Genomic DNA, 15,125 nt, shown 5'->3' on the forward strand with positions numbered 1-15,125 from the left:
TAATTCAAGAGGAATGTGCGAATAAAGTGAAATAACCGTAAATCCAATTTAAAAATCATGGATTCACGGTTATTTGTCATGTTTACTTTGAAAAGTGCACTTTTTTATAATTCGGGCTTACAGTATAACCACCAAATTTTGCTGGTTCATTCATTCTTATTTCAAAATCATTAATTTTTACTAGGTCCTCTTCAACACCGATTACTCCGGGTTCCTCAGCCTTAAAAATAGTAACATTTGTCTGGAAGTTACTAGGAATTATTCTCCCCTCTTTTGCAAGAGCATCTTTAAAACGTTTATCATTTATATCATATGTATCTAATATGAATTTCTTATTCTCGATATAATACTCGCTGTCTGTGCCGGGAATGACTGTAAGTTCCCCGTCTCTTACCCAAACATACTCACTTAAATAGAAAAAGGAAGTTGTTCTCAATAATGCTGCAATGAGAATGATAATAAGACCAATATGATTGACATAAGGACCCCATCTAGAAAATCTGCCTTTCTCCGCGACTATATGTCCATTTTCTTCTTTAATTCGATAGCGTTGCCTTTGCAGACGTTCCTTGACTGTATTAAATTCTTTCTGAGAAACTACTTCAGTTTGACTATAAAAACGCTGTCTATTAATAAAGGATTCATGTCGCTTAGCCTTTTGACGCTTTAATGCTCGATATAGTGGGACGAATCGATCAATACTACAAATTACTAAGGATACCCCAATGGATGCTAATATAATGAGATACCACCAGGAACTATATAAGTTGTGAAAACCCAATTGATAATATACTTTCCCAAATAATCCGTAAGTCTCCGGATAAAATATTGCTGGATCTCGTGATATTGCATTTGCTGGAATGTATTGTTCAAGTGGTAATATAGTACCAATTCCGGATGCAATTAATGCAATAACAATTAACCATACACCAACCTTAACCGAGGAGAAAAAACTCCATACTTTGTCAACTATTGATTTGTTAAATGTAGTAGACCTTCTGGCACTTCCTTCATAGCGCATATTTAATAGTTTCTTTTTATCGTTTCCATCAATATGCTGATTTCCTTCTATTGGTTTACCACATGCTTCACAAAGGACAGTGCCCTCTGGATTTACATGACCACATTCACATTTTATATGCTTCATTTACATCCCTCTCTGGCTTATGATTCCGTGGGTTGAATTTGTTTAAGGTATCCTTCTAATCGATCAAGTGAAAGTCCACCTTCTACAACTTCAACTATTTCTCCCTCAGGACTTATAAAAAAGGTACTTGGAAGAGGACCTACTTTATACAAGTCACGAACTTGATCTCTTGTATCGTGTGGTACAGGGAAAGTTAAGTCATATTTATCGATAAATTTATCAACTACGAATTCTGTTGCATCAAGATTTATCGCAATAATCTCTACACCCTTTTCTTGATATTCAGGGTAGAGTGCTTGCATATATGGCATTTCTTCCTCACATGGTTTACACCAAGTTCCCCAAAAATTTAACATAACTCCTTTTCCACTATAATCGCTTAAGCGCACTGTTTCTAATTCGTTATAATTATTAATCTGATTTAATTGGAAATCCGGGGCTGTATCCCCAACCCGATAAATAGTTGTATCTCCTTGCAAATTAGAAACTAATGCAAATATTATGGCCCCTGCCAATAGCACCAAAATAGATGTTCTGAAAATAAAGCGATTTCTTTTTTTATCTTTCTTTTTCCTCTTAGCTTCCTCTAAGCTCATATACGTCAACTCCTAAGCGCTTTTAATTGAAAAGTATTCATAAGTACAATCCGTTTAAGTGTAGGAAAAATATATGCATAAACTGTCAAGATTTAATGAAATCTTTATGACATAAGCAATTGCCAGAATAAAAAAAATGGCTAAACAAGATATTCTTGCTTAGCCACGATATATTATTCGGTTAGTCAATCTTTAATAATTGAGCATTGATGGCACATATTATAGTACTAAGTGACATTATTGCTGCGCCAACAGCAGGTGTTATCACAATCCCGATACTATAAAGTACACCAGCAGCTAGTGGAATCGCAAGGATATTATATCCAGCAGCCCAGCCCAAGTTTTGAACCATTTTTCTACGACTTGCTTTCGACAGTTTAAGGATACTTAAAATGTCTACCGGATTGCTGTTAACTAATACAACATCAGCGGTCTCAATTGCAACGTCTGTACCTGCCCCAATAGCAATTCCCAAATCGGCTTCCGCTAAAGCAGGTGCATCGTTAATTCCATCACCGATCATAGCAACCTTTTTCCCGTCTTGTTTTAAATACTTTACATTGTTTGATTTCTCATGGGGAAGCACTTCGGCAATAACTTTAGAAATTCCTAGTTTTTCACCCACATAATTTGCAACACGGCTATTGTCCCCAGTCATCATAACAGTCTCAATTCCGAGATCACTCAACTCTTTTATAACCTTGTAAGAAGATTCACGGATAATATCAGCGAGTGCTATCATTCCTTGCAAAATATTATTTTTAAGGACAAATACAACTGTTTTTCCTTGTAAAGCTAATTGATCATAGGTTTTTTCATCGAAAGAAATTTTATTGGCTCTCATAGCGCCGGGACTTATAACAGCTATTTCATCTTCTCCTATTTTTGCTACTAATCCCTTACCAGTTAGATTTTGATAATCCCTAACATCATAGGGTTGTAAATTACGTTCTTTTCCTTCTTTGACAATTCCTTTAGCTATGGGATGGTCTGATTGTGTTTCAACAGAATAAGCTAGTTTTAATAACTCTTCTTCACTAATACCCTCAATTGGATGAACATCCGTAACACCAAAATTACCTTCCGTAAGGGTACCTGTTTTATCAAACACCACTCGATCCAATTTAAATGCACTTTCAAACGCTATTCTATTTCGAATTAACAAACCATTTTTAGCTGCAATGGCAGTAGATCTAGATGTTACTAGAGGTGTTGCTAAACCAAGTGCGTGTGGACAAGCAATAATTAAAACGGTAACCATTCGTTCTAGGGCAAAATCTACATCCCCAGTAGTCCACCAGACGGCGAAAGTTATAATCCCTACAACAACAGCAACATAGAATAACCATTTGGCTGCAATGTCGGCAAATCCTTGAGCTTTTGATTTGGTCTTTTCAGCGTCACTCACTAATTTTATTACTTGAGATAGGTACGTATCATTTCCTGTTTTACTTACCTTTATCTTTAAAACACCGTCACCATTGACAGCTCCACCAATCGCTTCCATTCCAGGACCCTTTTCGACCGGTACCGATTCACCAGTAAGCATGGACTCGTCCACTGTAGACTCACCTTCGTATATTTCACCATCAATAGGAATCTTTTCACCCGACTTAACTAAGATTCGGTCCCCTGGCTGTAAATCCTCTACTGTTACTTCAATAATATTGCCTGACTCATCTAATTTGTGAGCTTCTTTGGGCATTAATTTAATTAACTCCTCCAATGCCTTGGAAGCACCCATAAGGGATTTCATTTCTATCCAATGTCCTAGTAGCATAATGACAATAAGTGTAGCTAGTTCAAAGAAGAAATCACTACCCTCGATAAAAAATGCTGTTAAGGTACTGTATACATAAGCAGCCACTATAGCTAGTGTAATTAACATCATCATGCCAGGAGATTTACCTTTAAGTTCATCCCATGCACCAAGCAAGAACGGCTTTCCACCATAGAAAAATACAATAGTAGAAAGTATGAAAAGTACAAGGGTATCCCCCGTAAAGTTCACTTCATAGCCAATAAGCATTTGAATCATAGGTGACAAATAAGAAACTGGTATTGCTAGGACTAATGAAATCCAAAAACGCTTCTTAAAGTCTTCTACCATATGCTCGTGGTGTCCTCCATGTCCTCCATGTCCATGGTGAGCATGGCTATGATTATGATGTTCATGACCGTTATGTTGTTGGTTATGGTCTCTATGGTGCTCGTGTTGTTCATGATTGTGATGTCCATGTTCCATGTGTTCATGTTGATTATGGTGTTCGTGATGCTCATGATTTTCACTACCATTGTGATGTTCATGTCCCATATGTTCTTTATGATTATGGTGATCATGTCCACTATGTTTGTGGTGGTTATGATTTTCATGATGGTGCTTATCCATTATTACCACTCTCCTTTTTAAGATATTCTACTGTTAACATCTACTTTATTTTCTATCCCTATTCACATATTACCATACCCCTGTATGGTATACAATAAAATTGATTGTTTGTTACTACTTTTGTGTGGATTTGTGATAAAATCATGAACATAGACTTTGTTCCAGTGACTAATTTCAATTACTAAATTTTATTAACCCACTTATATCCAAGTCCCCAAACAGTTAGGAAATAATCTTCAATTGGAAAACCCACCTGGCGAATTTTATCGCGAATATTACGGACATGAGAATCAACCGTTCTTCCATCGGTCTGTGATTCATATCCCCAAATTAACTCGATTAATTGCTCTCTTGTGTATACTTGATTTGGTTTTTTCATCAAATACCCCAACATGGTAAATTCTTTAGGTGTTAATTTAATCAGTTTATTATTATAAGATAACTCGAACTCATCCTCATTCCATAATAATCCATTTACCTCTATTTTGTTTGCTGTGCTACTTCTACGTAATAAAGCTTCTATTCTGGCCAATAATTCCTCTTCATCAAATGGTTTGGTAATATAATCATCCGCACCTAATTTCAGCCCTTTAACGATATCCTCTTTCTGTTCACGGGCGGTAACCATAATAATTGGAACGTCGGAATTTTTTCTAATTGTACGGCATAAATCCCAACCATTCATCTCAGGCATCATAATATCAATTAATACAATGTCAAAAGTCTCTTCTTCTAAGTACGATAATGCTTCTTTGGCACTTAAAGCTTTTTTTGATTTATACTTATGTGCTCTTAAATATAATTCTAGCAAATCTAACATTCGCTTTTCATCGTCAACTAATAATACTTTCACCAACCCAATCACCTCTTAAGAAATATATTAACACTGGTTCCTTTTCCAATCTTACTTTGAATTTCAATTCTTCCTTCATGGGATTCTATAATTTCCTTTGCTATTGCCAAACCTAACCCTGTACCTCCACTTTCTCTAGAGCGAGACTTTTCAACACGATATAAACGGTCAAATAAATAAGGTAGGTCCTCCTTTGGAATCCCTTCCCCTTCATCCTCAATAGTTATTTTTATTTCCATTTCATTTTGTATAACCCTAATTGAGATGGTTTCCCCCGGACTCGTATGTTTAATTGCGTTATCTAGAATATTTAATAAGACCTGCTGTATTCTTTCCGGGTCAATATTAGCAATTATATTTTCGGGACAAATAACTGAAAACCTAATATTTCTTTCTTCTAAGCCAGGTCTGATTAGTTCTTCAACAGTTTGGATTAGTTTTCTAAGTTCTACCTTTCTTCTATTTATAATGAATCTATTTTCGTCCATTTTAGCTAATTCAAACAAATTTCTTATTAAAACTGTCAATTGATTCGTCTCTTCGCGTATAATATCAAGATATTCCTTTCTTTCATGAATAGATATATCCTGTTTATTAATGATGTCTGCATACCCTTTAATATAAGTTAGCGGGGTTCTTAGTTCATGAGAGACACTTGCTAAAAATTCGTTTCTATCCTTTTTTAATCGTTCTAAATCATTGGATAACTTCATTATGGTACTAGCTAGTTCACCTAACTCATCTTTTCGGTCTGTATGTAACGATACTTTAGTTTTCCCCTTGCTTAGCTGCTCCGTCGCTTGTTTCATTTTCATTAACGGTATTGTAATAAATCGAGACAGGAAGAATACCGTAATAATTGTAAGAATTACTGTAGTTATTCCTATCCAGACAAATTGATCACTTAAATGATTAACCATGTTTTTAACTATATTAGTATTGGCGAACATAATTACATGGCCATGGTGGTCTCCATTAATATTAATTGGACTATCTGCAGCAATATATTGTCTTTCCGTCCATCGTTGCTCTAAAACTTTTCCACCACTAGGTATTTCTTCGTAATCGGTATGTTCAATAATATCTAACATTTCTTTTTCTATAGGATCTGAGTTTATTAAGACATTACCATCCTCGTCTGTAATAATTACTGCATATTCAGATTCTGACTCCATGATAGCTACATGTTCCATTGTAGAACTATTAAAGTTATTCTCTAAAATAGCACTATGGGTGTTTGCCCTTGCTAATAAACTGTCCATTACCTCTTCTATTCGTTCATTTGCGATAGTTGTATAGAGAATAAAATAAACAAGAATCTCGATGATTAGTATAAAAACAAAAAACAACATACCAATTTTAAGCGATAGTTTGTTAAACATAAAAGACCTCTTTTACAGTATAATGACGGGCTAGTGTAATAAGAGTTGTAATTTGGATGTTTCTTCACCAAATAAACCCATAATAAATGATAATTATTCCAATTTTGTGGCAGTAGATTTTTCATTTTCACTTAAAAAAATTTGTATCTATCAGTATACTTAAATGCATTTTATTTGAGAGAGTTATTATTATAATACTTTTCGATTTTGATAATACACTAGGCCCAATATCCCAAAAGATAACATTAATACAATATAAATCAACTCATTCATATATTTACTAAATAAAAATATACTACTTTCTTTATTGTTCCCCTTAACAATATCATTTTTTCCCTGAGTTGTATTATTTGCTAATTCTTCTACTTGAGTACTGCTTAACTGTGTCGAGGCCAAAATTTCATTTTCCTCAGTAATAATATTTAACACACCGCTATTATTTGCCTCAAATTTTACCTGCTCATTAATCAAATGAGTATAATAGTAATCCTTTGACAATTGATATTCTTTATTTTCAACTTTAAATGTAGTCCCAGCGGAGACTTTCGAAGTTTTATAGTTTTCAAATGCATAGTTTAATAGATTTGTTGTGTCTGTATATGCCTCCATTTCGTGTTCACTATTCAAGGTAATGATGATTAAGCTAAGATTATCTCTTTCGGCAGTTGTAGCTAATGTATAACCTGATTCTTCTACAAAACCTGTCTTCCCCCCTGTGATACCCTCATATGGTATTTCCCTCATTAGCTTGTGATGCGTATAAAGGGTGGTATCCCATGTCTCGCCATCCCAATTTACTTCTTTTAACGCAAAAATTTCTTTAAATGTTTCATTTTCAATGGCGTACTGTGTGATTTTAGCCAAATCTTCTGCAGTTGTTAAATGATCTGTATTAAATAATCCATGTGGATTTATAAAGTTTGTATTTTGAACCCCAATCTTGTTTTCTAAATATTCATTAATATCATGGGAAAATCGCTCAGTACTACCACTCAGATGTTCTGCTATCGCTACACCTGCATCATTCCCCGAATTAACTAATAACCCCTGTACAAGCTGTAATAAGGTTATTTTTTCCCCCTCTTCCAAATAAACACTAGATCCAACTGTACCTCTGGCGTTTTCACTAACAGTTACAACTTCATCTAGGTTGCCATTTTCTATGGCATAAATAGCTGTTGCAATTTTAGTTAAACTTGCAGGATACATTTTTGCGTTCGAATTTTCCTCATATATAACTGCACCAGATTTTGCTTCAATTATAATTGCTGCTTCACTGTTTAGGCTTGGAGGAGATGTATTAGAATGCCCAAAAGTCACTATTGGTAAAAGTAAGTTCAATACAATTAAATTTGTTAAAATAAAACCCATCTTTTTCATGTTATCACCCGATTGTTGTAGTATTTTAATTCTTTAGGCCAAGTATTCTTTGTAATTTTATAACTTATTTGTGCAGAAAATGTGAAAAAGACGGTGTGAAATATTTATTTAATTATTGTTACTTACATGTAATAAAACTTGTTAGCCAGGGTGAATTATTTAGATAATTAATATAAAATTAAGTAATATTATGGATGAATCTAACTAGAAAAACCTACTGAAGACTTTTCAGTAGGATTTCTTTGTAGTACCAATTGTAAAATAGAAATTCCCAACAAACATTTGTCTCGATTTATTTTACTTGCTATATTTATACCCAATAGGTTAAAGTATCAAAAATACCTATAACCAGTAGTATTACACCAGCAACCTTTTGAGTTACAGCACCTATTTTCCTGCTTTTTTTGAGAATTACACCACTTGCCCCAAAATACCAAATCAGAAATATTACTAGTATCAGAGGTAATGATGTACCTATCGCAAAAATAGATGGTAATATGACTCCATATGATGTAGTCAGGACAACTGGCATTAGTGTTAAAATAAACAGAATAAACATTGTTGGACAAAATGCTAAGGTAAAACTTACACCCATTAAAAAACTCCCCAAATAGCTATCTTTTAACCCCTTTGGTAGTTTAATTACCCCTAGTCCCCTATTAAATCGAAATAAACCAATCATAAATAATCCAATAAGGATAAGTAAAGGCCCCATAGCTTTTCTAACAACAGGAAATAATTGTGTTAATGAACTATTTGCTTCCTTCCCAAGTAACCAAATTATAATTCCGAGTGCAGAAAAAACTAGAATCTTACCCAGAATAAATAAAAACACATGCAACCAAGGAACCTTATCTATTAAAGATTTATTTCCATAAATAGTAATAGCACTTACATTACTCGTTAGCTGGCATGGTGCAACAGCTCCTACTAATCCTAGAAAAAAGGCAAATAATAATGGAATATGCTCAAAACCATACGCAAGCCCATGAATCGGTCCACTTAACATTCCACTAATTTGATTAAATAGATCAAACATTTCTTTTCAACTCTCTTACTTTACTTTGCCATTTTCTAAAAGTTGATTCCAAGTTTCTCCACCATCATTTGATAGATACGCTTGCCCCTTTACTGTATAAATGGCAATTTCTTGGGCATTTTGAGGGTTTTGAGCAATATACACAGGACCATCCTCCGTTAAATCTGGCAAATTAATTTTTTCTTCTTCCCCATTTGTTAGATTATGTTTGACCAATGATGGAACAGTGCCATAACTTGCATAATATAAGTTTTCTTCGTTAAAAAATACTGCTGTACCTTGGGCGGAATCTGTTATTATCTCAAAACTTGTTCCAGCGTCTTTTGAAATATAAACACCAGTTGAAGTCGCTGCTGCAACATAGTTAGAATCAGTAGGATGAATCGCCAATGCAAGGATATCTCCTTCAAGACCGGAAGCTTCTACACTCTCCCATGATTTTGTATCATCTGTGCTTAGATAAAGTCCCACTTCCAACTCAGAGTTTTTAGATGGATTCATTAGGAAAATATCATGACTTTGATATCCAACCGCCATTGCATGGAAATCTGTTTCACCTTCAAACTTTAAGCTCTCTAGTGTTCTCCCACCATCAAAACTTCTTTGTATTCCAATCGGATTAGGTAAATCGGAATCTTTACCCGGATGTCCCGATGTATAAAAACCTTTATCAACAGCATTAAATCCCATGTAATCATTATTATTTTTCGTAGTTTCAAACCAAGTACCATCGCGGTATATTTTTAAACCAGTATGAGTAGCAAAATATAATCCATTGTCATCACCGGCATACCCCATACCATGTACATGATCGACAGTACCTTTAAAGGAGGCTTCAAATTCCTTATTATCGCTATTAGTACAACCGGCTATTAGTAATCCTATTATTATGGTTAGTATAATCGTTGCTTTTCTTATCACTTTATCAATGTCCTCCACTTTCATATTACATTTACTAGACTTACATTAATCACTAATATTTTATATAAAGGAAATTTAAAAGACAAATACAGATTTCTACATTTTATTTTCTAAAACAGATTTCAACCGTTGATATTCAGCTTCATCTATTTCTCCTTTTGCTAATCTTTCCTTTAAAATATCAATTGAATCCCTTTTTTCTCCTCCTTTTAAGTAATTTGATATGAGGTAAAAACCAATAATTATTAAGACTATCCAAAAGGTCATCATAACTAACATGGGCAAATTAGATCCATGCATGAAATTCATTATTTCCACCTTCTTATATTAGGTATCTACAATAAGTATACAATTAAATTATCAAGAAAATATGCAAAACATGATAATAATTTTATGTTGAAAGGTATGATTTTAATGTAGTTGTAATATTATCTGCATATATTTTGCATATTTGTAGGGAATCGTAATAAAGAACCTTGAAATGAAAGGAGTAACTATCATATGATTAACAAAATATTAATAGGTATTTTCACACTAGCCTCCATATTCGTATTAACCGCATGTGCAGACAATAATAACGAAACAAATCAAGATGAAGGAGCGGAAATGGATATGGATTCTGGCACAACCGGAGAAAACGAAACAGAAACAGATCCACATGCTAATATGGAACACTCAGGTTCTGGAGAAGTACCCGAAAATCTTCAAGTAACGGAAAACCCTACATATGAGGTTGGGAGTAATGCTATTATTGAATCAGACCATATGAGTGGTATGAAAGGCGCCGAAGCAACTATTGTTGGTGCATACAATACAACAGTCTATTCTATCTCTTATACTCCATCAAACGGTGGAGAGCGGGTAGAAAATCACAAATGGGTCATTCATGAAGAAATTCAGGATGCTGGTCAAGAACCATTGGAGCCAGGGACCGAAGTTACTATCGAGGCAACTCATATGCAGGGAATGGAAAGTTCTACTGCGGTGATAGATTCCGCAGTAGAAACTACAGTTTATATGGTTGATTTTATGCCTACCACAGGTGGCGAGATGGTAACGAATCACAAATGGGTTACAGAGAGTGAATTATCACCAGTTGAATAGATTTATGTCACTAAGGGCTGTTAAACTAACAGCTCTTTTTGTTTAGTTAAAAGCACCAAATTAGACACTTCATAGGGTTAATAAACTATTCCCAATTAGTAATTAGTAAATCATAATTTTCCCATCAAATAATTCGGAGAGGATATTTTATATATCGACAAATAACAATATAAATAAAACGTTAAAAATATAAAAGTATAAACACTAAATTTGCAGAAACTATGAATTTCAATAAGTTGTAATCATTTTGACCACTTTTTTTAAACGAGTGATATTTATCACATTTAGGGTCACCTAATCTCCTTATTATGACTATAGATTCACAAAAAGGAGGAAATTTTATATGCGAAAAATATCAATTAGCATATTAACTTTATTAGCTTTTGTATTAATACTAGCGGGCTGTGGGGAAACTACACCGACCGAATCTGTTTCAAAGGAGACTACTACTACAGAAAAAGAGGTTTCCGATACAAATGAACAAGCAACAGCGGATGACACATTAGGGAATTTTATATTTACAGCTGACGAAGGTGGTAGTATTACTAAAATAAATGCAGAAACAGATCAAGTTGTATCATCCATCAAACTAGAAGGTTCCGTACACAATGTTCAAGTTTCACCAGATGGTAAAGTTCTTGCCGCAACACTAGTTCCTCAAATGAACCATGGGGATCATGGAACGATGTCTATGAAAGGGTCAGTTCTCTTTTATAATACGGAATCAGATGAGTTAATAAGTAAAGTGGAAGTTGGTAATCATCCTGCACATGTTGTATTCACTAATAATGGAGAGTTTGTACTTGTTGCAAATAATGAAGACAATAATGTCTCCATCATTGATACTTCAAATTACTCTGTGGTGCAAACAATTGATACCGGTAAAGGACCACATGGGTTCCGTATATCCAAAGATAGTAGATTAGCTTATATTGCAAACATGGGTGAAGATAGTGTAAGTGTTATAAATTTAGAGACTATGAAAGAAGAAAAGAGAATTAAAGTAGGAGCAGCTCCTGTAACCGTTGGTATAACTTCAGATGGTAAAACATTAGTTGCTACATTGAATACGGAAAATGCACTTTCCATTATTGATTTGGAAACAGATACAGTTGAAAAAGTATCCGTTGGGCAAGGGCCAGCACAAGTTTATATTGATCATAATGACAAATTTGCATATGTAGCGAATCAAGGTACAGAAGATGCTCCTTCTCATTCAGTATCCAAAGTCGACATTACAACAAAAGAAGTGGTTTCAACAATTGAAGTAGGTAATGGTTCCCACGGGGTTGTTACAAGCCCTGATAGTAAACTCGCATATGTAACAAATATGTATGACAATACAGTAAATGTAATTGACACAGAGTTAAATGAAGTTATTAATACTATTGAAGTTGGAGAGATTCCCAATGGAATTAGTATAATGCCTTAATTCAAAATAAGCATAATCTATCCTGTAACTATAGCAAAAGCACTATTTTACTTGCTATATTTTTAAAAGGAAAATGTGAAAAAGAACTGTAGGGATAATATTAAATAATAACTATTGAAGCGGTTCTTCACTCTACGGGCAAGGTTAATGAAAGCAATGCTTCCCATTTTTATAAATGTATCAGAGTGTTAAACTATGAAAATAGCAACTACCTATTGTATGTCTATACCTGACATACAATAGGTAGTTGCTTTTAATATTATTTGGTGGCTATATCAAGAATATCTAAATTGTAATTCATTAGGGAAATATAATCCTCGTTATTTTCAATATCTTCCTCAGTTAAAACAGACAAGTTGTGAATGGTTAAAGCCTCTGCGCCAATTTTCTCTTGGATTATTTCTGAAACACGATTTGTACTGTTTTGTTCATAAAGAATATGATTTAAATTGAATTCTTCGGCCTGATCAATTATTTTGGTTAACTCTTTTTGTGACGGTTCATTACTTGATGATAACCCACTAATAGGTATTTGTTCTATACCATAGCGTTCTTCCCAATATCCAAAAGCGGCATGTGCTACAAGAATATGTTTATTTTCTTTTGCTTCTAACACTTCCGTAAATCTCTCATCTAATGTAATCAACTCTGCTTCTAATGCTTCAAAATTTTCATTGTAAGTAGCTTCTTCATCCGGGTTTAATGTAATAAGTTCATCCTTTATTATTTTTGATAGTTCAATCATTCTGAGTGGATCTAACCAAATATGTGGATCTTGTGTACCATGATTATGACCCTCATCAGATTCTTCTTCATTCTCATGAGAATCATCCGAATGTTCCTCCACGTCCGCCATGAATAATTCATCATGCTGTCCAATCTCAATTAATTTAACACTTTGAGAGGAAAGTGAATCTGCAGCAGTTTCTGCAATTGCCTCTAATCCAGCACCTAAATAAATAAATGCATCACCTTTTGCTATTGTAATCATATCTTTTGATGTAGGTTCATACGAATGAGCATCTACCCCAGGTGGGTAAACTGTTTCAACTGACACTGTGTCTTTGGCAATCCTTTCAATAGCATATTCAATTGGATAGATCGTCGTATAGATAGTAAAATCCGAACTTTCTTCTGTGGTTGCTCGATTGGATGGCGAACAACCAATTGTAATGATTATAAGTATTAAAGCTATTCCAACTCCCTTAAAAGTTTTCATTTCTCAATGCCTCCTATTCTTTTCATTGCTATTTAACTTTTATATCATATCGTAATGATTACGGTTTGTAAATAGGAATGATTACGATTTATCAACTAATGTTATTTATGGCAAGTACAGAATAGGAATTAATCATCTTTGGAGCCAGGGGTCGAAGTTACAGTCGAGGCATGCAGGGAATGGAAGGTGCTACTGCGGTTATAGATTCAGCACAGGAACAACAGTTTATATGGTTGATTCCGTTCCTACAACTGGTGGAGAATAAGTAACGAGTCACAAATGGGTTACAGAAGATGAGTTTTCCCTTGCCGAATAATTTTTATTACAAAGGGCTGTATTACTTTACAGCCCTTTGCTTGTGGAGAAACCTCTGTGTTTTTCCTACAGGTAATTAAAATTTTTAACAATTCTAATTCGCGACAATACTACTCAGATAATTCATCTAACATTTTTACTACCCTATGGCTGCGTTCGATATTTTGATTAATACAAGCCTTTAGTAATTGAACTCTGTCATTTTGTGATTCCACAATGTTATCCTCTAACCCATTAAAGATTCTCTCATTGGCAAAACTATAATCCCCAAACAAATAATCTACAATACTTCTATTTAATGCCCTCAACTCTTTTATATCAAAACAATCTTGATTACTCATCGTTATACAACTATGAAGTAGTGAGATTATTTCTCTAAATGCATCCTTCTTATTCGTAATTTCTTCTTCAGTCAGGTCTTCAAATGATTTTCCAGTTCTTGATAGTGTCATATAAGTTAAAAGCCCAAACAGTATTGTTTCTATACTATCTTCACTAGCTATGCCCATATTATGTCGATTATCAAAATGATCTTTTATTTTTTCAGATGAGTATAGAAAAAATTCTTCTAAGAAATTATAGTCCCATGTATCCAAAACGTACTTCGAATTCCCTGTGATAAAATCTACTGAAGTATTAAAGAAATTTGCTTGTCGAATGGTATCTTCTAACGTTGGAGTTTGTTCATTGTTTAAATATCTTTGTAAGTTTAACTGGTTAAGACCTAAGTTCTCAAATAATAAATTGTCAGAGATATTAAAGCCATTAACTTCCAACAGATGCTGTAGTTGATTACCTATCTTTATTTTTGATACTTCGCAATTCATTAACATTCCGCCCTTCATTCACCTCTTATTATTGTCGTAATTATACGCGGATAAGTGATGATTCACAAATCGATTATGTCGATGATTAAATAAAATTAATAGGCCTCTCTATAAATTTGATTCGAGCTGGGATTTGTTTTATAAATAAATTGTAGGATAATACAAAAATAATTAAAGCATTACTTTAAAGTACATATAACAATCAGCCTACCACGTAAATTTTAAGGAGGTTGATATTATGGAAAAGTCCATTTTCGAAGAAAGTTTTTGGGTAAAAACCCTAAAGCAAGAAGAATTATTAAGAGAGTTACTAAGAATTTGTGATAGTGGAAAAGTTTATTTTTTGACTAGTGGAGAATGGTTTTTCACAAAAGAAAATTATGATATACATACTAAAGATAGGTAAGCGTCAAACCATGCACACCTTCTAACCCATGATTGATTATGAGATAATCTCTTTAGAAATATATTCTGGAGGTTATGCCATGAACGATGCTGATAAAAGAATAAAATGGAAAGCA

General features: G+C 33.9%; 14 protein-coding genes. 3 read left to right on the forward strand and 11 right to left on the reverse strand.

Annotated elements, in window-relative coordinates; all coding sequences use genetic code 11:
• Positions 1-82: 82 nt before the first annotated feature.
• The 9 genes from D8M05_RS18895 to D8M05_RS18935 all read right to left on the reverse strand — a co-directional run bounded on the left by D8M05_RS18895 (position 83) and on the right by D8M05_RS18935 (position 10,016).
• Positions 83-1,147, reverse strand: a complete 1,065-nt coding sequence (locus tag D8M05_RS18895) for a cytochrome c biogenesis ResB family protein (RefSeq protein WP_121134565.1) — start codon at positions 1,145-1,147, stop codon at positions 83-85.
• 17 nt (positions 1,148-1,164) lie between these two features.
• The gene (resA, locus tag D8M05_RS18900) at positions 1,165-1,743 is read right to left on the reverse strand and encodes a thiol-disulfide oxidoreductase ResA (protein WP_121134567.1); all 579 of its coding nucleotides are present in this window, start codon (positions 1,741-1,743) and stop codon (positions 1,165-1,167) included.
• A gap of 181 nt (positions 1,744-1,924) precedes the next feature.
• The gene (locus D8M05_RS18905) at positions 1,925-4,132 is read right to left on the reverse strand and encodes a copper-translocating P-type ATPase (RefSeq protein ID WP_083443578.1); all 2,208 of its coding nucleotides are present in this window, start codon (positions 4,130-4,132) and stop codon (positions 1,925-1,927) included.
• A 181-nt stretch (positions 4,133-4,313) separates the two neighbouring features.
• Positions 4,314-4,988 carry a response regulator transcription factor gene (locus tag D8M05_RS18910; RefSeq protein ID WP_047982432.1) on the reverse strand — a complete coding sequence of 225 codons (675 nt, stop codon included), beginning with the start codon at positions 4,986-4,988 and terminating at the stop codon, positions 4,314-4,316.
• Between the two features lie 5 nt (positions 4,989-4,993).
• Entirely contained in the window at positions 4,994-6,367 is a 1,374-nt protein-coding gene (locus tag D8M05_RS18915; protein WP_047986217.1) for a sensor histidine kinase, read from the reverse strand.
• Positions 6,368-6,556: 189 nt separating this feature from the next.
• Positions 6,557-7,747 (reverse strand): D-alanyl-D-alanine carboxypeptidase family protein, encoded by a 1,191-nt coding sequence (locus D8M05_RS18920; protein ID WP_121134569.1) that lies wholly within the window; start codon positions 7,745-7,747, stop codon positions 6,557-6,559.
• Positions 7,748-8,057: 310 nt separating this feature from the next.
• Positions 8,058-8,786 carry a cytochrome c biogenesis CcdA family protein gene (locus D8M05_RS18925; RefSeq protein WP_047986216.1) on the reverse strand — a complete coding sequence of 243 codons (729 nt, stop codon included), beginning with the start codon at positions 8,784-8,786 and terminating at the stop codon, positions 8,058-8,060.
• A gap of 15 nt (positions 8,787-8,801) precedes the next feature.
• A complete protein-coding gene (locus D8M05_RS18930) occupies positions 8,802-9,707 on the reverse strand; it encodes a F510_1955 family glycosylhydrolase (RefSeq protein WP_084710779.1) in 906 nt (301 codons plus the stop codon).
• A gap of 96 nt (positions 9,708-9,803) precedes the next feature.
• The gene (locus D8M05_RS18935) at positions 9,804-10,016 is read right to left on the reverse strand and encodes an SHOCT domain-containing protein (protein WP_047986214.1); all 213 of its coding nucleotides are present in this window, start codon (positions 10,014-10,016) and stop codon (positions 9,804-9,806) included.
• A gap of 192 nt (positions 10,017-10,208) precedes the next feature.
• Between D8M05_RS18935 and D8M05_RS18940 the strand changes: the two genes are divergently transcribed.
• Both D8M05_RS18940 and D8M05_RS18945 read left to right on the forward strand, forming a co-directional pair.
• Positions 10,209-10,811, forward strand: coding sequence for a YdhK family protein (locus D8M05_RS18940; protein WP_047986213.1), 603 nt, complete (start codon positions 10,209-10,211; stop codon positions 10,809-10,811).
• Positions 10,812-11,154: 343 nt separating this feature from the next.
• Positions 11,155-12,243 (forward strand): YncE family protein, encoded by a 1,089-nt coding sequence (locus D8M05_RS18945; RefSeq protein WP_047982438.1) that lies wholly within the window; start codon positions 11,155-11,157, stop codon positions 12,241-12,243.
• Positions 12,244-12,502: 259 nt separating this feature from the next.
• Here the strand turns inward: D8M05_RS18945 and D8M05_RS18950 are convergent, their stop codons facing one another.
• Complete coding sequence (locus D8M05_RS18950) at positions 12,503-13,462, reverse strand: metal ABC transporter solute-binding protein, Zn/Mn family (RefSeq protein WP_047986212.1); 960 nt, start codon at positions 13,460-13,462, stop codon at positions 12,503-12,505.
• Between the two features lie 425 nt (positions 13,463-13,887).
• Complete coding sequence (locus tag D8M05_RS18955; protein ID WP_147405201.1) at positions 13,888-14,604, reverse strand: hypothetical protein; 717 nt, start codon at positions 14,602-14,604, stop codon at positions 13,888-13,890.
• Between the two features lie 238 nt (positions 14,605-14,842).
• Here D8M05_RS18955 and D8M05_RS20340 point away from each other — a divergent pair, with 238 nt between their 5' ends.
• A complete protein-coding gene (locus D8M05_RS20340) occupies positions 14,843-15,010 on the forward strand; it encodes a hypothetical protein (RefSeq protein WP_183072866.1) in 168 nt (55 codons plus the stop codon).
• Positions 15,011-15,125 lie beyond the last annotated feature (115 nt).

It is taken from the genome of Oceanobacillus bengalensis (genome assembly GCF_003628445.1).
GTDB lineage: Bacteria > Bacillota > Bacilli > Bacillales > Amphibacillaceae > Oceanobacillus > Oceanobacillus bengalensis.

Bases quoted from the DNA above. Each gene is read 5' to 3' on its own strand.
- D8M05_RS18895 (WP_121134565.1), bottom strand. From the start codon at position 1,147: ATGAAGCATATAAAATGTGAATGTGGTCATGTAAATCCAGAGGGCACT.
- resA (WP_121134567.1), bottom strand. From the start codon at position 1,743: ATGAGCTTAGAGGAAGCTAAGAGGAAAAAGAAAGATAAAAAAAGAAAT.
- D8M05_RS18905 (WP_083443578.1), bottom strand. From the start codon at position 4,132: ATGGATAAGCACCATCATGAAAATCATAACCACCACAAACATAGTGGA.
- D8M05_RS18915 (WP_047986217.1), bottom strand. From the start codon at position 6,367: ATGTTTAACAAACTATCGCTTAAAATTGGTATGTTGTTTTTTGTTTTT.
- D8M05_RS18920 (WP_121134569.1), bottom strand. From the start codon at position 7,747: ATGAAAAAGATGGGTTTTATTTTAACAAATTTAATTGTATTGAACTTA.
- D8M05_RS18925 (WP_047986216.1), bottom strand. From the start codon at position 8,786: ATGTTTGATCTATTTAATCAAATTAGTGGAATGTTAAGTGGACCGATT.
- D8M05_RS18935 (WP_047986214.1), bottom strand. From the start codon at position 10,016: ATGAATTTCATGCATGGATCTAATTTGCCCATGTTAGTTATGATGACC.
- D8M05_RS18940 (WP_047986213.1), top strand. From the start codon at position 10,209: ATGATTAACAAAATATTAATAGGTATTTTCACACTAGCCTCCATATTC.
- D8M05_RS18945 (WP_047982438.1), top strand. From the start codon at position 11,155: ATGCGAAAAATATCAATTAGCATATTAACTTTATTAGCTTTTGTATTA.
- D8M05_RS18950 (WP_047986212.1), bottom strand. From the start codon at position 13,462: ATGAAAACTTTTAAGGGAGTTGGAATAGCTTTAATACTTATAATCATT.
- D8M05_RS18955 (WP_147405201.1), bottom strand. From the start codon at position 14,604: ATGAATTGCGAAGTATCAAAAATAAAGATAGGTAATCAACTACAGCAT.
- D8M05_RS20340 (WP_183072866.1), top strand. From the start codon at position 14,843: ATGGAAAAGTCCATTTTCGAAGAAAGTTTTTGGGTAAAAACCCTAAAG.